The following is an 18,748-nucleotide window of genomic DNA, read 5'->3' on the forward strand; positions in this document are numbered from 1 at the left end:
ACTGTCAACAGCCTGCGCACCCGGCATAATGATCCGGGCGACGCGCTGCTTACGGCGGTCGCCGTCAAACTGTTTCTGTTCGAATTGTCGCCTCTGGCGGGGAGTCGAGCGGATCGTATCGTTTATCGGCATTGGCCTGACGTGGCTGCCGATCGGCTGTCTCTCGCCGATGCCGCCCAATGCCGTGGTTCTGGAAACCGAGCAATGAAGCGTGTTTTGATCCTGACGGGCTGGTGTCTTGCGATCGCGTGCGTGTACGCGCCCGCGCAAGCGAACGCGGCCGAGCATTTTGCGCGGCATTTCGCGCTCGATCTCGAAGAGGGCGCCGCGTATTACAGCGTGACCCTGCCGGCCGCCGTCTACGCGGCCAGCCAGCGCAATGATCTCGGCGACCTGCGCGTGCTCGACGGAGCGGGCGAATCCGTGCCGTATGCGCTCGACGCGCCGCGCGAGCCTGCCCGCAAACCGCCCGCGTTGCGTCCGGCGCGCTGGTTTCCGTTGCGGACAGCCGCTCGAGGCAGCACCGGCGCGCCGCTCGGCGTCACGATCGCGTCCGACGGCTCACTGCGCGCGACCGCGGCGCCGCCCGGCCGCGCGCAACACGACACGGACCTGATCGATGCCGGACACGCGCCTCGCACAGGGCGGGTCGACGCGTTGGTCGTGCGTGTGCGGGACGACAATTACCAGGGGCGCGTCACCGTCGAATCGAGCGAGGACTTGCGCAACTGGCAACCGGCCGGCGATGCGCAACTTCTCAAGGTCAGCTACAACGGCGGCACGCTGAGCCAGGACCGTATCGAACTGGACGGCGAGCATGCGCGCTATCTGCGTTTGCACTGGCTCGACGGCTCGCCTTACGTCGAATCGATCGACATCGAAGTGCAGGCGGCCGGCGCCGCCGAGGCGCGGCGCGCGGACGCGCAGCGCATGTGGCGCGAAGGCATCGTCGCCCACGCGGGCCCGAAAGCCGGCGAGTATTTCTTCGACACGGGCGGCCCTTATCCCATCGACCGTTTGCGCCTGAATCTGCCGCAGCCTAATACGGTGGCGCCGGTCGTCGTCTATTCGCGCGCGGGTTTGGGGTCGGCCTGGCGCCAGGTTTCCAGCGCGACGCTGTATCGCCTGCATAACGAGGCGGTCGAGCAAAGCAATCCGCCGTTGGAGCTGGCGTCCGACACGGATCGTCAATGGCGCGTGGTGGTCGATACGCGCGGCGGCGGCTTGGGTAGCGGCGCGTTGACGGTCGCCGCGGGCTGGCGTCCCGCGACGCTGACCTTCGCCGCGCGCGGGGGCGCGCCGTACACGCTGGCGGTGGGCAGCGCGGCGGAGGTGTCGTCGGCGGTGAGCACGGAAGCGCTGGGAATGGGCGCCTCCTCGGTTACCGCGACAGCGCGGGTGGGCAGCGCGTTGTCCGCTGAGCAACGCGATGCGCAATCCGCGGGCAGGCATCCAGAAGCGTCGCGCCGCTATTTGTTGTGGGCGGCGTTGTTGCTGGCTGTCGGGTCGCTCGGTGCGATTGCATGGCGGCTTGCGCGCGGAGCGCGGGCTCAGGCTCAGGTGGGCGCGGCAGCCGGTAGGGGCAGTGAAGCGGCGCCCGGCGGGTCCGGCGCGGCGAGCGTTGCGCCTGGCGAGCCGAGCGCGAGCGACGCCACCGGTCACCTTGACGGCAAGGCATGAGCGCACGCCCACGAATCAGGACGAAGAGTCGCGCGGACCGCGAAGTCGCCCGACTTCGGCGCGCGCAGTGCCAGGCGGTGTGCGCAACGGAAGATGAGCGCCTCGCACAGCAAATGGATCGCACAGTACGGATAGCGCATAACCATTACAGCATTGCGCTACCAGGAATCAGTGCGTGCGACCGGCACCGCGCGCTCACCCGTCGTTCGCCGTCATCGTATGGATGACCTTATCCAGCGCGTAACCGAATGCGATCTTTTCCTGCTCGTCGAGACAGTCGAACAGGTCGTCGTTCCATTTACGCGCGATCGGCATCACCTTCCGATACAGCGCACGCCCCTCCGCGGTCAACGACACCAGCACGACGCGGCCGTCGTCCGCGCTCGGCTCGCGCTTCACGAGCCCCTGCCTGATCAGCGCCTCGGCTGCGCGGCTCGCCTGACTTTTGTCGAGATTGGCGTGCCGCGCCAGTTCCATGATCGAAAACGGTCCAAACGAGCCCACCGACGCAATCACGCGCGCTTCCGGCAAAGTCACGCCGAGCTTCTGCTGGTAGCGCTCGCTGATGCCGCGCTCGGCGAGCTTGTTCAGCACATGCAGACGGTACGTGAGGAACTGTTCGAGCCCGGCTTTGGCGGTGTCCTTCATGGTCTTCCCGTAATGTGTGGCGCGAGTGCTTCGGCTGACGAGAGTCGTTCGATCAGAGTGCCTTGATCGTTGCGGCGACCGTGCCCGACGGCCACTGCGGACCGTACTCAGCGCGCGCCGTACTTCAGGCGCGTCAACTGTTCGGCTTCGTCGGCGAGCAAACGCGCCGCGTCGTTGATCGCGGCCTCGAGCGTGATGGGGCCGGGCGCCGGCGAGAAGCAGCCGCTGAAGTACTCGGCAAGCCGGGGCAGTGCCGCCGAGTCGACCGCGCCGGAGAGCAGCGTGGCCGGCACGCCCGCCGCCCTTGCATGACGGCAGGCGATGAAGGGCGCCTTGCCGTGCAGCGTCTGGACGTCGGAGCGGCCCTCGCCGGTGATCAGCCAGTTCGCGCCTTCAAGCGCTGCGTCCAGGCCGATTTGCCGCGCGACGGTTTCCGCGCCGGGCTCGAACCGCGCGCCGAGCATATGCAGCGCGAAGCCGAGGCCGCCGGCCGCGCCCGCGCCTGGCTGATCGCGCGCCGATCGCCCGAGCGCCCCTTCCAGCAGATCGGCAAAATGGGCGAGGGCGGCGTCGATCGGCGCAATCTGCTCCGGCTTCACGCCCTTTTGCGGACCGAACACAGCCGTCGCGCCGTGCGCACCGGTCAGCGGATTGTCCACGTCCGACATGGCCACGAACTCGGTGTCCGCGAGTCGTGCGTCCAACTGCGAGACATCAAGGCGCGCGACGCGCGCCAACTGTTCGGGTGAGGCGTCGAGTTCCTTGTCCTGGGCGTCGAACAGTTTCAGGCCGAGGCCGGCTAGCAAGCCCGCGCCGCCGTCGTTCGTGCTGCTGCCGCCGAGCGCGACGAAAAAGCGCCGCACGCCCGCGTCCAGCAGCGTGCGAATCGCTTCGCCCATGCCGCGCGTGCCGCGCGCCTCGACCGGCACGCCCATGCCCACGGGATCGGTAATGCCGACGACCTCGGCCGTTTCGACGATCGCGCTGCCGTCGGTCAGCAGGCCGACAAGCGCTTCGCGCACCGGACCGGCCGCGCCACGCACGCTCAGCTTGCGGCGTTCGCCGCCGCTCGTGAGCATGGCGTCGAGCGTGCCTTCGCCGCCATCGGCCATCGGACAGATGCGCACGTCGGCGTCGAGACGCGCGCGCAGGATGCCGGACGCGATCGCTTGCGCGACCTGCTCCGCGCCAAGCGAGCCTTTGAAGGAATCGGGAGCGATGACGACGACAGGCGAGGACGGCGAATTCGGCATGGTGTCTCTGAATGGTTGGAATCGTTGCGAAGGCGGGGAACAGGCGGAAACCGGAGGCGAACCCCGAGTGCGTCCGTAAGCTTATCAGCATGGGCGCGCCGACTGAATATGTCGAAAGGCATAGGCGGAATCGCCGCGGCAAGCGGTTGTCATGGCGCCTGTCGGGCTTGTTTTCGCATGGCCGCGTGGTGCCGGCGGCAAGTTGGAGCCGAAATAAAAACTGGCTCGAAACAGCGTGGAAAGCGGCCCGAACACCGAGAAAAGGGCGCGCAATCATCGAATCCCGGTTGATCGCACAAATAGTTTGCTAAAATATTCGGCTCTTTGGACCCAACCGTGCTGCCGGCGGCCTGCAAGCCCGCGGCGCAGGCGCGCAATCGACGCGAAGCGACGTCGAAAAGCGGCACGGAGAAGATAACTGATTCGCTCGAATAATTTTAGGACGATTGAAGCCATGGCTAACGTTGTTGAAAACCTCGGCAAGCTCGAACGCCGCGTAACGATTTCCCTGCCGAAGGATGCCGTGCAGAAGGAAGTGGACTCGCGTATCCGTCAACTCGCGAAGAACGTGCGCATGCCGGGTTTTCGCCCGGGCAAGGTGCCGCTCAAGATGGTGACGCAACAGTACTCGGGCCAGGTGGAAGCCGAAGTGCTGAGCGACAAGGTCGGCAAGGAATTCTTCGACATCAGCCGCGCCGAGAACCTGCGTGTGGCCGGCCAGCCGAGCTTTGCGCCGAAGTCCGACGTCGCCGAAGGCGACTACGCGTTCGACGCGACCTTCGAGGTGTACCCTGAAGTGAAGTTGGGCGACGTCGCCACGGCTGAAATCGAACGCACCACCACCACCATCAGCGAAGCGGAAATCGACCGCACGCTGGAAATCCTGCGCAAGCAGCGCGTGCATTTCCACGCTCGCGGCGAAGCCGGCGAGCATGGCGACGGCGGCGCGGATACGGCGGCCAAGGAAGGCGATCGCGTGACGGTCGACTTCGTCGGCAAGATCGACGGTGAAGTGTTCCAGGGCGGCAGCGCGGAAGACTTCGCGTTCGTGCTGGGCGAGGGCCGCATGCTGCCGGAATTCGAAAAGGCGGCGCTGGGCTTGACCGTCGGCGCATCGAACGAATTCGACCTGAAGTTCCCGGACGACTACCACGGCAAGGAAGTGGCGGGCAAAACGGCGCAATTCACGATCACGATGAAGAAGATCGAATGGCCGCATCTGCCGGAAATCGACGCGGACTTCGCGAAGTCGCTCGGTATTGAAGACGGCGATCTGACCAAGATGCGCGCGGAGATCAAGGACAATCTGGAGCGTGAAGCCAAGCGCCGCATGCAAGCGATCGTCAAAAACCAGGTGATGGACGCGCTGCTGAAGATTTCGGAACTCGAGGTGCCGAACGCGCTGATCGAACAGGATCAGGAACGCCTCGTCGCGATGGCGCGTCAGGATCTGGAGCAACGCGGCGTGCCGAACGCCAAAGATGCGCCGATCCCGGCTGCCATGTTCAAGGAGCAGGCGGAGCGCCGCGTCAAGCTGGGCCTCGTGCTGGCCGAACTGGTCAAGGCCAACGATCTGCAAGCCAAGCCGGAGCAGATTCGCGCCGAAGTGGACGAGTTCGCGAAAAGCTATGAAGACCCGAAGGAAGTCGTCCGCTGGTATTATTCCAACCAGCAACGTCTTGCCGAAATGGAAGCGTACGTCGTTGAAGCCAACGTCGTCGATTTCGTTCTCAGCAAGGCCAAGGTGACGGACAAGGAAGTGAGCTTCGAAGAACTGGCAAGCGCAACGGCGCAAGCGTAAGCGTCGCTGCAACGGCGTGCCGGCTGTCGGAGCGACGGCCCGCACGCCGTTTTTTCGTGCTGTGAACGTGCGTGGCGTCCTGCATGACGTCTGTACTGGCGTGCGCTTCGCCTTGCACTGACCGCATGCTTGAATACGGGCTGACTCACCACAACCTGTCTAGCATCCATAGTTAGAATATTTCCAGACAAGGATCCATTGCATGACCTTTCGCGCCCAAATGCTGGACACGTTGACCTCCCAGTCGTCCCGGGATCTCGAAGCGCAGGCGCTCGGACTGGTGCCGATCGTGGTGGAAACGAGCGGCCGGGGCGAGCGCTCGTATGACATCTATTCGCGTCTGCTCAAGGAACGCATCGTGTTTCTGGTCGGTGAAGTGAACGACCAGACGGCGAACCTCGTGGTTGCCCAAATGCTGTTTCTCGAAAGCGAGAATCCGGACAAGGACATCAGCTTCTACATCAACAGTCCGGGCGGCTCGGTTTCGGCCGGCATGGCGATTTACGATACGATGCAGTTCATCAAGCCGGACGTGTCTACGTTGTGCATGGGACTCGCGGCCAGCATGGGCGCGTTCCTGCTGGCGGCGGGTGCGAAGGGCAAGCGCTTCGCGCTGCCGAATTCGCGGGTGATGATTCACCAGCCGCTGGGCGGCGCGCGTGGTCAGGCGTCGGACATCGAAATCCAGGCGCGCGAAATTCTGTATTTGAAGGAGCGGCTGAATCATCTGCTCGCGCACCACACCGGCCAGCCGGTCGAGCGTATCGCGCGCGACACCGACCGTGACAATTTCATGTCCGGCGATGACGCGCAAGCTTACGGTCTGGTCGATCAGGTGGCGCATAAGCGTCCTTGAACCGGTGCGAGTTTGCCCCGAAATGGGGCAAACTCGTCATCGGACCGGTTGTGAAATAATCAAGACTCGTCCGAGCGCCTGCGGCAAACGCCGTCATCTGGCTCATTAGCCCTGCCGCGCCCAACTGCGAGGCGGGGGCAAACGGCGTATCATGTAATCGAGTGTCCGGAGGCTCACACATCTATGGCGGACAAGAAAGGTTCTAACAGCGAGAAGCTGTTGTATTGCTCGTTCTGCGGCAAGAGCCAGCATGAAGTCAAAAAACTGATTGCAGGCCCGTCGGTGTTCATCTGCGATGAATGTATCGACCTGTGCAACGAAATCATCCGCGATGAAGCTGCAGGCGCCGGCATCGAAGCGGGCTTGTCCAAGTCCGATCTGCCGAGTCCGCAGGAAATCCGTGAAATCCTCGATCAGTACGTGATCGGTCAGGAGCGCGCGAAGAAGATCCTCGCGGTTGCGGTATACAACCACTACAAGCGCCTCAAGCATCTCGACAAGAAGGATGAGATCGAGCTGTCCAAGAGCAACATCCTGCTGATCGGCCCGACCGGTTCCGGCAAGACCCTGCTCGCGCAGACGCTCGCGCGCCTTCTTAACGTCCCGTTCGTCATTGCCGATGCCACGACGCTGACGGAAGCCGGCTACGTCGGCGAAGACGTCGAGAACATCATCCAGAAGCTGCTGCAAAACTGCAATTACGAAGTGGACAAGGCTCAGCGTGGCATTGTCTACATCGACGAAATCGACAAGATCAGCCGCAAGTCGGACAACCCGTCCATCACCCGCGACGTTTCGGGCGAAGGCGTGCAGCAGGCTTTGCTCAAACTGGTCGAGGGCACGATGGCGTCGGTGCCGCCGCAGGGCGGACGTAAGCATCCGAATCAGGACTTCATCCAGGTCGACACCACCAACATTCTGTTTATTTGCGGTGGCGCATTTGACGGACTCGAGAAGGTCATCGTCGATCGTACCGAGAAAACCGGGATCGGCTTCGGCGCAAGCGTGAAGAGCAAGCAGGACCGTGACGCGGGCGAAGTGCTGCGCGAAGTGGAGCCGGAAGATCTGATCAAGTTCGGTTTGATTCCGGAACTGATTGGCCGCCTGCCGGTGGTCGCCACGCTCGGCAAGCTCGATGAAACGGCGCTGATGAAAATTCTGGTCGAACCCAAGAACGCACTGGTGAAGCAGTATCACAAGCTGTTCAATATGGAGCGCGTCGAGCTGGAAATTCGTCCGGCCGCGTTGCAGGCTGTCGCCCGCAAAGCGATCCGTCGCAAGACGGGCGCGCGGGGTCTTCGCTCCATCCTGGAACAGGCGTTGCTTGACGTCATGTACGATCTACCGCAGATGAAAGGTGTTAGCAAGGTTATCATCGACGACAACGTTATTGACGGTGACGGCAAACCGCTGCTGATCTACGAAGACGCGCCAAAAGTGGCGGGTTCGAACTGATCGGCTTCGGGTTCTGCAAAAAGCCGTTCATGGCGACGTGAACGGCTTTTTCGTTTATCGTGTGGTCAGGATGCTAGTTTTCACTATGGAGTCACTGAACCTTCGGAGTCACTGAACTTTTCCCACACGCGGAGGCTTGCAATATTTTCTGCCGGCCTCACCTATCGAACGAACTGATTCCACTCATGGGGAAATGAAATGTCAGGAACCCAACTCCTTCCGCCGGAACGCATTACGCTCCCGCTGCTCCCGCTGCGTGACGTAGTCGTCTTCCCGCACATGGTGATTCCGCTCTTCGTAGGCCGCCCGAAGTCGATCAAGGCTCTCGAAGCAGCGATGGAAGGCGGCAAGCACATCATGCTCGTCGCCCAAAAAACGGCTGCGAAAGATGAGCCGACCGAAAAGGACATGTACGAAGTAGGGTGTGTTGCCAACATCCTCCAAATGCTCAAGCTGCCCGACGGCACCGTCAAGGTGCTGGTCGAGGGCTTGCAGCGCGCGAAGACGCTTTCCATCGAAGAACAGGAAACGCAGTTTTCGTGCGAAGTCATGCCGCTCGAACCCGACCACGCCGACAGCGCTGAAACCGAAGCGCTGCGCCGCGCGATCGTGTCGCAGTTCGACCAGTATGTGAAGCTGAACAAGAAAATCCCGCCCGAGATCCTGACGTCGCTGTCGGGTATCGACGAGGCGGGGCGTCTGGCCGACACCATCGCGGCGCATTTGCCGCTCAAGCTCGACCAGAAGCAGCACATCCTCGAAATGTTCCCGGTGATCGAGCGCCTCGAGCATCTGCTCGCGCAACTCGAAGCCGAGATCGACATCCTGCAGGTGGAAAAGCGCATCCGTGGGCGTGTGAAGCGCCAGATGGAAAAAAGCCAGCGCGAGTACTACCTGAATGAACAGGTCAAGGCGATCCAGAAGGAACTCGGCGAAGGCGAGGAAGGTGCGGATCTCGAGGAACTCGAGAAGCGCATCACGGCTGCTCGCATGCCGAAGGAAGCCAAGAAGAAGGCCGACGCCGAACTGAAGAAGCTCAAGCTGATGTCGCCGATGTCGGCTGAGGCGACCGTCGTGCGCAACTACATCGATACGCTGATCGGCTTGCCGTGGCGCAAGAAGAGCAAGGTCAACAATGACCTCTCGAATGCGGAGCGCGTGCTCGACGAAGACCACTTCGGTCTCGAGAAAGTGAAGGAACGCATTCTCGAGTATCTCGCGGTCCAGCAACGCGTCGACAAGGTGAAAGCGCCGATCCTGTGCCTCGTTGGGCCTCCGGGTGTCGGTAAGACGTCGCTGGGTCAGTCGATCGCTCGCGCCACGAATCGCAAGTTCGTGCGTATGGCGCTCGGCGGCGTGCGCGACGAAGCCGAGATTCGCGGTCACCGTCGCACGTACATCGGTTCGATGCCCGGCAAGATTCTGCAAAGCCTGACCAAGGTCGGCGTGCGCAATCCGCTCTTCCTGCTCGACGAAGTCGACAAGATGGGCCAGGATTTCCGCGGCGATCCGTCGTCGGCCTTGCTGGAAGTGCTCGATCCGGAACAGAACCACACGTTCGCCGATCACTACGTCGAAGTCGACTTCGATCTGTCGGACGTGATGTTCGTGGCGACATCGAACTCGCTGAATATTCCGCCGCCGTTGCTTGACCGGATGGAAGTGATCCGTCTGTCGGGCTACACGGAAGACGAGAAGGTCAGCATCGCGCAACGTTATCTTTTGCCCAAGCAGAAGAAGAACAACGGCCTCAAGGAAGGCGAGGTCGATGTAACGGAAACCGCGATCCGCGACATCATTCGTTACTACACGCGTGAAGCGGGCGTGCGTTCGCTCGAGCGTGAAATTTCGAAGATCTGCCGCAAGGTCGTGAAGATGCTTCTGCTGAAGAAGGCGGAAGGCGCGGTGAAGGTCGACGGCAGCAACCTCGACACTTTCCTCGGCGTGCGCAAGTACGACTTCGGTCTGGCCGCCAAGGAAAACCAGGTTGGCCAGGTCACGGGTCTCGCGTGGACGGAAGTGGGCGGCGATCTGCTGACCATCGAAGCCGCGGTGATGCCGGGCAAGGGCAATGTGATCCGCACGGGTTCGCTCGGCGACGTGATGAAGGAATCCGTCGAAGCCGCGCGCTCGGTGGTGCGCTCGCGTTCGCGTCGTCTGGGCGTCAAGGACGAGGCGTTCGAGAAGCGGGACATTCACATCCACGTGCCGGAAGGCGCGACGCCGAAGGACGGTCCGTCCGCCGGTATCGCGATGACAACCGCGCTGGTGTCGGTGTTGACCGGTATTCCGGTGCGCGCCAACGTCGCGATGACGGGCGAAATCACGTTGCGCGGCGAAGTCCTGCCAATCGGCGGCTTGAAGGAAAAACTGCTGGCGGCGCATCGCGGCGGCATCAAGCTGGTGCTGATCCCGGAAGAAAACGTCAAGGACTTGACGGAGATTCCGGACAACGTGAAGAACGCGATCGAGATCGTGCCGGTCCGCTGGATCGACAAGGTACTCGAGTTGGCGCTCGAACGTGTGCCGGAGGCATTGCCGGAAGAAGAGGCGAAGCCCGCTACGCCGGTTGCGGCGGAGCCCGGCAAAGACGCCGGCGCGACGGAAGTCGTGAAGCACTAAGGCAAAGCCAGCAGCGAAAGCGGCTTGGTGGAGCAGAAACCCGCGGACTTGTCCGCGGGTTTTTTATTGCCCAAACAGCCTGCGGCGCGGCTCATGAACGCACGCTTTCCCATCTTTTGGGCAAACGACAGGTTGCGCCTTCCAACGGTTGCGTACGCATCGGTCGAACGCAAAATCTGCTTATTCGGTGAGGCTTCGAGAGCCGCCCGAATCAGGCTCAACCCCGCTTGACACAAGGCTTTCGGCCAATTCTAATGAGTCCGCCCGGCGTTGCCCGCCGGCCCGCGTGATGTCAGGCGCTGTAGAGCGCCGTCACGATTGCCATGAACATTCTCGGGGGTTGGAATGAATAAAACGGAATTGATCGATCACATTGCACAGCAGGCCGATATTTCGAAGGCTGCGGCAGGCCGTGCGCTCGATGCGGTGATCGGTGGGGTCAAAGGTACGTTGAAGAAGGGCGGTTCAGTGACGTTGGTCGGTTTCGGCACCTTCGCGGTCGGTAAGCGTACGGCGCGCACAGGGCGCAATCCGCGCACCGGTGACGCCATCAAGATAAAGGCAGCCAAGGTTCCCAAATTTAGGCCTGGCAAAGCCCTAAAGGATGCGCTAAACTAGCGGGCTCGCTGCTTGAGGTTTTGTAAAATCAGGCAGCCTACGGAAGTAATGAATAGCGAAGCGGGTGCTTAGCTCAGTTGGTAGAGCGGCGCCCTTACAAGGCGTAGGTCGGGAGTTCGAGCCTCTCAGCACCCACCACCGTTTCGCGATTCGCGCCGATCAGGTCGCGATCCTATCCGCTGCAGTACTCTAAAACCCGCGTGGCTATTGGCTCCGCGGGTTTTTTGTCGTCGCTGGATCTCGCGATGGTCCGTTGAATGCCGGCGCGGACCACGCCGATAGCGGAGTCGATTCCCGTCACGATGAATGATCCCGATGATGATCGTTGCATCGACCATATCGAATACTTACGGCCGCGGGCTCGACGATATGCGATCAGATCCGGCATCAGCGGGTGTGACCGGGCGTCTCCAGTCCGCAGCATCGCTGCGGCGTATGCTACTGCAATACGCGTGGCAAACACCATGCATGACGCCAATCTGGAAATGACGTGGCCGCACAATGAACAAAGACTCGTGTTCCTCGCTCGATTCGCTTCTGGCTGACGTGCGTGCCTGCCGGGCATGTGCGCCGCACTTGCCGCTCGGTCCTCGCCCGATCGTGCGAGCCGGGGCCGACGCGCGCATTCTGATCGTCGGACAGGCGCCGGGCGCGCGCGTGCACGCATCGGGCATTCCGTGGGATGACGCGAGCGGCGACCGTCTTCGAAACTGGCTCGGAATCGACGCCGCCACATTTCACGACGAGTCGCGCTTCGCGATCATTCCGATGGGATTCTGTTATCCGGGACGAGGCAACGGCGGTGACAAACCGCCGCGTCGCGAGTGTGCGCAACTCTGGCTGGACAGTCTGCTGGGAAAACTGCCGGACATTCAATTGACGTTGCTCATCGGCCAGTATGCGCAACGGCATTTTCTCGGCGCCCGCCGCAAGGCTTCGCTGACTGAAACGGTCAGGGCATGGCCCGAATACGCGCCGGCGTTCGTTCCGCTACCGCACCCGTCGCCACGCAACCAGCCGTGGTTTCAACGGCACGCGTGGTTCGAAAGCGAAGCGCTTCCGATGTTGCGCGAGAGAATCGCGCAACTCATAGGAACATGACCTGAGACGAGCCGGGTAATCTGTATGGACACACCTATTCGAACGGAGCAAGGAATGCCGCATTCGAACCGCGACGGGTTGAGGATTTTCATCAAGAGGGCGTATGAGGATGCGGCGCAGGATGATGGCTATCGCGTCCTCGTGGATCGGCTCTGGCCTCGCGGTCGCAGCAAGGAGAGATTGGCGCTCGACCAATGGGCGCGCGACATCGCGCCAAGCGCCGCCTTGTGCGAATGGTTCGGACACAAGCCGGAGCGATGGGAAGTCTTCCAGCAACGCTATCGGCACGAACTCGATGCTGAGGAACTTCGAGGACGCATGCGGTCGCTCCTGGCTGATGCGAAGGGACAACCCATTACGCTGGTGTACGGCGCGAAGGACGAGGAGCATAACCAGGCCATCGTGCTGCGAGACGTCCTCGCGCATTTCGCGGCGGAATCAAACCGCTAAACCTTTCGGATCCACCACGTATGCGCGGGCGGCACGCTTGCACGCAAGCTGTAGTCCGTGGAGTCTGTAAGTCGCATAACGTACCTATAAAGTAGGCCAGTTCCATATCTTCGTCCGCCTCGCGCTTCCACACGACAGCGGCGATGACGAGTGGAGCAGCAGCGTTGCCGGAACCGCCCTTCGCTGACATAAATCAAGGCTGTCCAGATTCAAGACCGGACAATCAGGCAACGATTGCCGCACATGCCGTATGTGCGGATATATTCCCGTCAACAGGAATCGATATGCCACAACCTCCAGAGAGGGGGATGCTCCCGTGAATGCGCCGCTGCCCCTTGCCGGCTCCGCCCTCGACATCGAGATCTCCGAAACGCTGATTCGCCGGTTTGACAATCTGGGTCCGCGTTACACGTCCTACCCGACGGCTGACCGGTTCGCGAGCGATTTCGACGAGCGGTCCTACCGAACGTACCTGGGCGAACGAGCCGAGGCCGCCAGCAATCCGCCGCTGTCGATCTACGTGCACCTGCCGTTTTGCGAGTCGCTGTGTTACTTCTGCGCCTGCAACAAGATCATCACCCGCGACCACGGCAGGGCGGTGGAATATCTGCGCTATCTCGGCCGGGAGATGGATCTGGTCGTGCCGCATCTGGGCCGCGACCGCCGCACGCAGCAATTGCATCTAGGTGGAGGTACACCGACGTTTTTCAGTCTCGCGGAACTCGCGCAGCTAATGGATATGCTGCGAGGCCATTTCGATTTCGCACCGGAGGCCGAACTCGGTGTGGAAATCGACCCCCGCACCGTGGATGGCGCCACGCTGTCCGCATTGGCCGCTCTCGGGTTCAACCGCACGAGCTTCGGCGTGCAGGATTTCGATCCTGCGGTCCAGCAGGCGGTGAATCGCATCCAGCCGCTCGGCATGGTGGAGAAGGCGCTGGCCGCAAGCCGCGATGCGGGCTTCCAGTCGGTGAATGTCGATCTCATCTATGGCCTGCCGCGACAGTCGCTTGCGAGTTTCAATAGCACGCTCGACCATATCATTCGTTTGTCGCCGGACCGTATCGCGCTGTACAACTATGCGCACCTGCCACAACGGTTCAAGGCGCAACGGCTGATAGTCGATAGCGAGTTGCCCTCGGCGGAAGAGCGTTTGGGCATATTCGCCCTGTCCACGCGGCAGCTCCTCGAGGCCGGATATGTTTACATCGGCCTCGATCATTTTGCAAAGCCGGAAGACGAACTGAGTCGCGCGCTACAAAACAAAAGCTTGCATCGCAATTTCCAGGGCTATACCACCAGGGCGGAATGCGATCTGATCGGTTTTGGCGTATCCGCTATCGGGAAGGTCGGCAGTTCCTACAGCCAGTCGACGCGCTCTCTGCAAACGTACTATCAGCATCTGGAAGAAGGACGATTGCCCGTTGAAAAAGGATGGGCGCTGAGCCCCGACGATCTTCTGCGCCGGGAAGTCATCATGACGCTGATGTGCAGCATGCCGCTAGACTTCGACCGGATCAATCGGGTTCACGGAATCGATTTTGCCCAGTATTTTTCGCATGAACTGGCGAGGCTGCAACCCTACGAGGAAGCCGGACTGTTGAAAACGGATGCGCATGGAATCTCGGTTACGGCAAAAGGACGTCTGTTCGTGCGCGCCATTGGAATGGTGTTTGACCGGTATCTCGGCCAGCCGACCGCGTCATCCTATTCGAAGCTGATCTAGAGAACCGGCATCGAGCGACATTGTCAGGATCGATCTCCGTAGGGAGCCAAACCATCCGGATCAATGGAGTCCATACCGCGCCACCGCTTGCAGGATCGCTTGCCCATGTTCGGTCAAGTGAACGCGCCTCGTGTTCGGCGCGATCTGTTCGAACGTGGCGAGCCGGCGTTCGAGTAGTACTTCGAGGTCGGCGTGACTCAGGTCATGGTGATCGGTTGCGCTCCCGACCAGGATGAGCGCGGCAACTTCATGCGGACTGAGCATGGGCTTCTCCTCGAAGACAAGGAATCTCATTGAAGCCGAACGTGGCAGTGTTCGACTGCGCGCATCGGCACGCCGTGGGCGAGCCCCACTGGAACCCGGGCGAAACAGGAATCATCGGCTTCAATAAACGTATATTCATAGTAGTTGTTTCGATCCGATGATCGACGTGCATTTTGTCGCATGCCAATGGCCGGAGAGCGCATGTCAACCGGGCTTTCCATCCACACGTGGTGAAGTCAGATAAGGCACGTATTTGAGCAGATAAACGACCAGCGCCGCGGCCCAGCACACGCCCGCTGCGTCGACCCACGCGCGGCCGTTGCACTATTGGCTAACCACGGCCCAAAGACACGCAGAAGGGCGGCCGCGATCATCAGCCAGTAGCTCGCGATCTCCGCGCGGCCCGCGACGAGCATGCGCCCTGTATGACCGAGCGCCGTGCGCGTGATCATCGCGATGATCGCGCATCCCATGGCCCCGACCGTTAGCGCGTGAATCGCAAGAGAGTGCGGCACGATGCCCATTGCCGCCAGGGCGAGCATCACGAGGCCGACGGGAATCCATGCATAGGCTGCGTGAAGAATCCAGAGAATCGGGCGTGAAAGGACTCGCCACGAATGCCAGCCCGCGATTCTCGCCGCGTGGACCGCGGCGGCGATTCCGGCGCTGGCGACAATCAACGCGGAGGGCGCGGCGAGGGCATCCGCGAGCAACGCCACGATGACGGTGGGCGTGGCGAGCATTTCAACGAACTTCCAGCGTTTCGCCGTGAATCCAGGCATCGCGTTCATCGTGAACATCGGAATCACGCGTCCGGCGATGACCGTCACGAACATGATCGCAAGTCCGGTTGCCGCATACGCGGCGCGCAACGCGAGGTCCGCGCGGCCGTGCCCCAGCCACCAGTGGGAAAGTCCATTCAGCAAGCCGAGCGCGGCCAGCGCCACGGGCAGAAACAGATTGCGGCGATTGCGGGCGGCGAGCAACACGCGCAGCAGCACGACGGCGGTAACAGGCAAGAAGGCGGTGTCGATTAGCGCGGCGAGCGGCTGCGGACCGAACCACATCAGCACGCGGCCGCCGGCCCACAGCAGCCAAAGCCATCCGAGCGACGGCCCCCGCAGCGTATCGAGCGAGGTCCACGCGCGTACCGCCGTGAGCAGAAAGCCGACGACGATCGCGGCGACGAAGCCGAAGATCATTTCGTGGACATGCCACATCATCCCGTTCATCGCGGTCGAGCGGCCCGCGACGGGATAGCCGTGCAGCGCGAGCAGCCACAGCACGACGGCGATGACGCCAAAGCCGGCGCCGCCCAGATAGAACGGCCGAAAGCCGAGCCGCATAACCGGCAGAGTGTCGGCATCGCGCGACGCATTCAATGAAGCGGGTTCACCGATCTTCATCATGCTTCTCCAAAGATAGACCTTGCGCACATCTTAAAGCGCGTTCCGTTCGGATTTCGTGTTCCCACGCTGAGATTGTTGACATGACTCAGGTGGACACGTCGAAGCGTCGTAGACACTGATTTCCGCATGGCTCGGAGGCCGTCGGGAAGTCAGGAGATCGCCGCGAATTCCCGAGGAACGCGCGCAGGGATGCATGAAAGAGATCGTGAAGCCTGGTTGCAGACTCACCCGCGCGCGTGTCTGCATGTCCCACACGCGCCGCGATCAGGCTGCCCGAGCGACCGCATAGGCTGCCGCTTGCACGCGCGAACTGAGCTTTAACTTTCGCAGGATGTGCTGCACATGGATCTTTACCGTCGCTTCGGCAATGTTCAGCGCTCGTGCGATTTCCTTATTGGTTTTGCCCCGCGTGATATAGCCAAGAATTTCGTCCTCGCGCGCGGACAGGCTATGAATCGGGTCCTGCTCGGCCGATGCTTCCTCCACCTTTGCCGCGCTTTGTAGTGACTGAAACGCGGTCACCAGCTTGCCGGTCATCTCGGGGCTGATCGCCGATTCGCCCGCCATCGTTCTGACGATCGCGGCGGCCATGCCGTCGCTGTCCACCGTCTTGAGCAGATAGCCGCGCGCGCCGCTACGCAGCGCGGCAGCCAGATCGCGCTCGTCCTCGCTGACAGTGAGCATCAGCACCTGAGCCCGCGGCGCCGCTTCCCGCAATCCCGCGATTGCGTCCACGCCATTCACGCCCGGCAGATGATTGTCGAGAAGAATGATATCCGGTTGCGTCTCGGCGGCGCGTCGATAGGCTTCACCGGCATCGCCGGCCTCGGCCACCACGACGAATCGCGAATCGACCGTCAGCAGCGCAATCACGCCACGCCGGAAAAGCGAGTGGTCGTCGACCACGAGAACGCGAATCTGTTTATGTTCGGTCATGCTGCCAGTCTCCTGCGTTCGGGTAGCGTCAGCACGATGCAGGTGCCCGAGCCCGGCACCGACGCAATGTCGACGCCGGCGCCGATGCGCTCGGCCCGTTCGTGCATGATGCGCAAGCCCACATGCGTTTCGTCCTGGGCGGTGGCCTCCGTCGCGAAGCCGCAGCCGTCGTCCCGGACTTCCACGCGCCACTGCGGCGTCTGCTGGACGTCCAGCCATACTTCGCGCGCGTGCGCATGCTTGCGCACGTTGGACAGCGCTTCCTGCACGACATGCAACACCTGCACTTGCACGTCGGCGGGCAACGGAACACCCGTACCTTCGATTGACAGATGCGTGATCAGCCCCGTCTGGTGCTCGAACTTTTTCAGGGTGGTTTGCAGCGCGGGAACGATGTCCTCGGCGTTGGTGCGGGTACGGAAGTGCATCAGCAATTCCCGCACGTCGGAGAGGCTTTCGTGAATGCCGGCCTCGAGCTCACCGATCGTGCGTTCCGTGCGCGGTGCGTCGGCGTCCTTGAGCGCGCCGCGCAGCAGGGCGGTCTGGATTTTCATGAAGGCGAGGCTTTGCGCGATGGAGTCGTGCATTTCCCGCGCGAGCAGGCTTCGCTCCGCGGCAACGGCGGCTTCACGTTCGAGCGCGCCGGCCCTGAGCCCTTCGATCGCGACAGCGAGATGGCTCGCCATCGTCTCCAGCAACGTGCGGTCTTCGCCACTGAGCGCGGTGGGGGCGCGGTAGAACAGATCCATCTCGCCGATCATGCGGTCCTGCAGTTGCACCGGAACGCTGATGACGGTCGTGAAGCCCGCTTGTCCGCAGTCGCGCAGCAGTCCCGCCCCGTCAAGCCGGATCGGGATCACGCGCGTGTCCGCGTGGGCCACGGACTGGCCGCAATGGCAATCGCCCGTCGGAATGCACTGTTCGCGGTCGATCACGTGGCGGGGCAGGCCGTCCGACGCCACCAGCAGATAGCGCAGGTTCGCTTCGTCGGACCAGCGAATCGCCGATGCATCCGCCTTCGCGGCGCGTCTCACCTGCCTCGCGAAACCATCGGCCAGTTCATCGAGCGTCGAGGCGTGCGCCGCGAACGCGCTCGCTTCGTACAGCGCGGTCAATCGCGCATGCTGTGCGGCGAGCCTCACCGTCTTCTCCTCGACCTTGACTTCGAGATTCTGGTAGAGCTCCTGCAAGGTTTCCGTCATCTGGTTGAAGCCTTCGGAGACGGCGCCGAACTCGTCGCTCGACTCCACCGCGATCCGCGCCGACAGATCGCCTTCGCGCACGCGCGTGAGGCCGGATCTGAGCCGCTCAAGCGGATTGAAGACGAACAGATACGCCGAGTAGAGCAGCGTTACCGCACTGGCGATGGTCAGGCCGACCATGAGAACCTGCAGCAGGTTCAGGATGGTGGTCAGATAGGCGAGGCGCACTTCGATCGCGGAGACGAGCACGTCGATGTGTCCGACAAAGGCCTCGGCCTGCTTCGCGGCCTCGCTCGGGTCCGGCGCGGGCGAGGCGGTCCATGCCGCCCGTACTATTTGCCAGGTACGCTGCACGTCGGCGAAGGCGGCTGTCGAGCCCGCATCGCGCGGCACGAGCAAGGGCCGCGATGGATCGCCGTCGCGCAACAGGGCGACGCTTTGCTCGAACTGGTCGACCTGCGTCTTCGCCAACAGCGTGTCGCCACGCGCAAGCGTCTGCGCGAGCCGCCACGTTTGCATGCGCATGCGGCCCGCTTCGTTGACGGCGGCCGCGCCGCCCTCCAGTTGCCAGCTTGCCCAGAGCGTGTAGCCGATGGAAGCGAACGCCACCAGCAGCAGCGTGCCGCCGATGATGCCGAGCTTGGCGGCGAGTGTCCGGAATCTGCTCATGTGGGTTCCTGGATCGCTCCAGACGGTTGAAACGGGTCGCCCAGCGCCCGAAAGCTTA

14 protein-coding genes, 1 tRNA gene and 1 pseudogene are annotated in these 18,748 nt (G+C 62.3%); 10 read left to right on the forward strand and 6 right to left on the reverse strand.

The window, feature by feature from the left end; translation table 11 throughout:
- The first annotated feature begins 204 nt into the window (after window positions 1–204).
- On the forward strand, window positions 205–1,680 hold the full coding sequence (locus ACOCG7_RS19880; RefSeq protein WP_114162365.1) for a DUF3999 domain-containing protein: 1,476 nt from the start codon (window positions 205–207) through the stop codon (window positions 1,678–1,680).
- A gap of 195 nt (window positions 1,681–1,875) precedes the next feature.
- On the opposite strand, the gene ACOCG7_RS19885 is transcribed toward ACOCG7_RS19880, so the two are convergent.
- Window positions 1,876–2,328 (reverse strand): MarR family winged helix-turn-helix transcriptional regulator, encoded by a 453-nt coding sequence (locus ACOCG7_RS19885; RefSeq protein WP_083083637.1) that lies wholly within the window; start codon window positions 2,326–2,328, stop codon window positions 1,876–1,878.
- A gap of 107 nt (window positions 2,329–2,435) precedes the next feature.
- The gene (locus ACOCG7_RS19890) at window positions 2,436–3,581 is read right to left on the reverse strand and encodes a glycerate kinase (protein ID WP_421379588.1); all 1,146 of its coding nucleotides are present in this window, start codon (window positions 3,579–3,581) and stop codon (window positions 2,436–2,438) included.
- A gap of 454 nt (window positions 3,582–4,035) precedes the next feature.
- On the opposite strand from ACOCG7_RS19890, the gene tig reads away from it, so the two are divergent.
- From tig to hemN, 9 genes are all read left to right on the forward strand, one after another.
- The gene (gene tig / locus ACOCG7_RS19895) at window positions 4,036–5,382 is read left to right on the forward strand and encodes a trigger factor (RefSeq protein WP_083083639.1); all 1,347 of its coding nucleotides are present in this window, start codon (window positions 4,036–4,038) and stop codon (window positions 5,380–5,382) included.
- A 202-nt stretch (window positions 5,383–5,584) separates the two neighbouring features.
- Entirely contained in the window at window positions 5,585–6,238 is a 654-nt protein-coding gene (clpP, locus tag ACOCG7_RS19900) for an ATP-dependent Clp endopeptidase proteolytic subunit ClpP (RefSeq protein ID WP_007182010.1), read from the forward strand.
- Window positions 6,239–6,421: 183 nt separating this feature from the next.
- A complete protein-coding gene (clpX, locus tag ACOCG7_RS19905; protein WP_020065906.1) occupies window positions 6,422–7,693 on the forward strand; it encodes an ATP-dependent Clp protease ATP-binding subunit ClpX in 1,272 nt (423 codons plus the stop codon).
- Between the two features lie 198 nt (window positions 7,694–7,891).
- Complete coding sequence (gene lon, locus ACOCG7_RS19910; RefSeq protein ID WP_073426734.1) at window positions 7,892–10,315, forward strand: endopeptidase La; 2,424 nt, start codon at window positions 7,892–7,894, stop codon at window positions 10,313–10,315.
- 345 nt (window positions 10,316–10,660) lie between these two features.
- Window positions 10,661–10,933 (forward strand): HU family DNA-binding protein, encoded by a 273-nt coding sequence (locus ACOCG7_RS19915; RefSeq protein WP_027796408.1) that lies wholly within the window; start codon window positions 10,661–10,663, stop codon window positions 10,931–10,933.
- A gap of 62 nt (window positions 10,934–10,995) precedes the next feature.
- Window positions 10,996–11,071: transfer RNA gene (locus ACOCG7_RS19920), tRNA-Val, on the forward strand.
- Between the two features lie 363 nt (window positions 11,072–11,434).
- Entirely contained in the window at window positions 11,435–12,034 is a 600-nt protein-coding gene (locus ACOCG7_RS19925; RefSeq protein ID WP_421379596.1) for a uracil-DNA glycosylase family protein, read from the forward strand.
- A gap of 54 nt (window positions 12,035–12,088) precedes the next feature.
- Entirely contained in the window at window positions 12,089–12,484 is a 396-nt protein-coding gene (locus tag ACOCG7_RS19930) for a DUF488 domain-containing protein (RefSeq protein ID WP_421379599.1), read from the forward strand.
- Window positions 12,485–12,734: 250 nt separating this feature from the next.
- Window positions 12,735–14,210, forward strand: a complete 1,476-nt coding sequence (gene hemN, locus ACOCG7_RS19935; protein ID WP_421379602.1) for an oxygen-independent coproporphyrinogen III oxidase — start codon at window positions 12,735–12,737, stop codon at window positions 14,208–14,210.
- Between the two features lie 60 nt (window positions 14,211–14,270).
- Here hemN and ACOCG7_RS19940 read toward each other — a convergent pair whose 3' ends face one another.
- From ACOCG7_RS19940 to ACOCG7_RS19955, 4 genes and pseudogenes are all read right to left on the reverse strand, one after another.
- The gene (locus tag ACOCG7_RS19940; RefSeq protein ID WP_114162370.1) at window positions 14,271–14,474 is read right to left on the reverse strand and encodes a hypothetical protein; all 204 of its coding nucleotides are present in this window, start codon (window positions 14,472–14,474) and stop codon (window positions 14,271–14,273) included.
- A gap of 204 nt (window positions 14,475–14,678) precedes the next feature.
- Window positions 14,679–15,880 (reverse strand): annotated as a pseudogene (locus ACOCG7_RS19945) (NnrS family protein).
- A gap of 267 nt (window positions 15,881–16,147) precedes the next feature.
- Complete coding sequence (locus tag ACOCG7_RS19950; protein ID WP_421379605.1) at window positions 16,148–16,819, reverse strand: response regulator; 672 nt, start codon at window positions 16,817–16,819, stop codon at window positions 16,148–16,150.
- Window positions 16,816–18,690, reverse strand: a complete 1,875-nt coding sequence (locus ACOCG7_RS19955; RefSeq protein ID WP_421379608.1) for a type IV pili methyl-accepting chemotaxis transducer N-terminal domain-containing protein — start codon at window positions 18,688–18,690, stop codon at window positions 16,816–16,818. The genes ACOCG7_RS19950 and ACOCG7_RS19955 overlap by 4 nt, the downstream gene beginning before the upstream one ends.
- Between the last annotated feature and the right edge of the window lie 58 nt (window positions 18,691–18,748).

The sequence above is a fragment of the Paraburkholderia sp. DD10 genome, assembly GCF_049177125.1.
Taxonomy (GTDB): Bacteria; Pseudomonadota; Gammaproteobacteria; order Burkholderiales; family Burkholderiaceae; genus Paraburkholderia; species Paraburkholderia terricola.

What these genes read in the sequence shown, in the direction of transcription:
- ACOCG7_RS19880 (WP_114162365.1), top strand. Translation starts at nt 205, where the DNA reads ATGAAGCGTGTTTTGATCCTGACGGGCTGGTGTCTTGCGATCGCGTGC.
- ACOCG7_RS19885 (WP_083083637.1), bottom strand. Translation starts at nt 2,328, where the DNA reads ATGAAGGACACCGCCAAAGCCGGGCTCGAACAGTTCCTCACGTACCGT.
- ACOCG7_RS19890 (WP_421379588.1), bottom strand. Translation starts at nt 3,581, where the DNA reads ATGCCGAATTCGCCGTCCTCGCCTGTCGTCGTCATCGCTCCCGATTCC.
- tig (WP_083083639.1), top strand. Translation starts at nt 4,036, where the DNA reads ATGGCTAACGTTGTTGAAAACCTCGGCAAGCTCGAACGCCGCGTAACG.
- clpP (WP_007182010.1), top strand. Translation starts at nt 5,585, where the DNA reads ATGACCTTTCGCGCCCAAATGCTGGACACGTTGACCTCCCAGTCGTCC.
- clpX (WP_020065906.1), top strand. Translation starts at nt 6,422, where the DNA reads ATGGCGGACAAGAAAGGTTCTAACAGCGAGAAGCTGTTGTATTGCTCG.
- lon (WP_073426734.1), top strand. Translation starts at nt 7,892, where the DNA reads ATGTCAGGAACCCAACTCCTTCCGCCGGAACGCATTACGCTCCCGCTG.
- ACOCG7_RS19915 (WP_027796408.1), top strand. Translation starts at nt 10,661, where the DNA reads ATGAATAAAACGGAATTGATCGATCACATTGCACAGCAGGCCGATATT.
- ACOCG7_RS19925 (WP_421379596.1), top strand. Translation starts at nt 11,435, where the DNA reads ATGAACAAAGACTCGTGTTCCTCGCTCGATTCGCTTCTGGCTGACGTG.
- ACOCG7_RS19930 (WP_421379599.1), top strand. Translation starts at nt 12,089, where the DNA reads ATGCCGCATTCGAACCGCGACGGGTTGAGGATTTTCATCAAGAGGGCG.
- hemN (WP_421379602.1), top strand. Translation starts at nt 12,735, where the DNA reads ATGTGCGGATATATTCCCGTCAACAGGAATCGATATGCCACAACCTCC.
- ACOCG7_RS19940 (WP_114162370.1), bottom strand. Translation starts at nt 14,474, where the DNA reads ATGCTCAGTCCGCATGAAGTTGCCGCGCTCATCCTGGTCGGGAGCGCA.
- ACOCG7_RS19950 (WP_421379605.1), bottom strand. Translation starts at nt 16,819, where the DNA reads ATGACCGAACATAAACAGATTCGCGTTCTCGTGGTCGACGACCACTCG.
- ACOCG7_RS19955 (WP_421379608.1), bottom strand. Translation starts at nt 18,690, where the DNA reads ATGAGCAGATTCCGGACACTCGCCGCCAAGCTCGGCATCATCGGCGGC.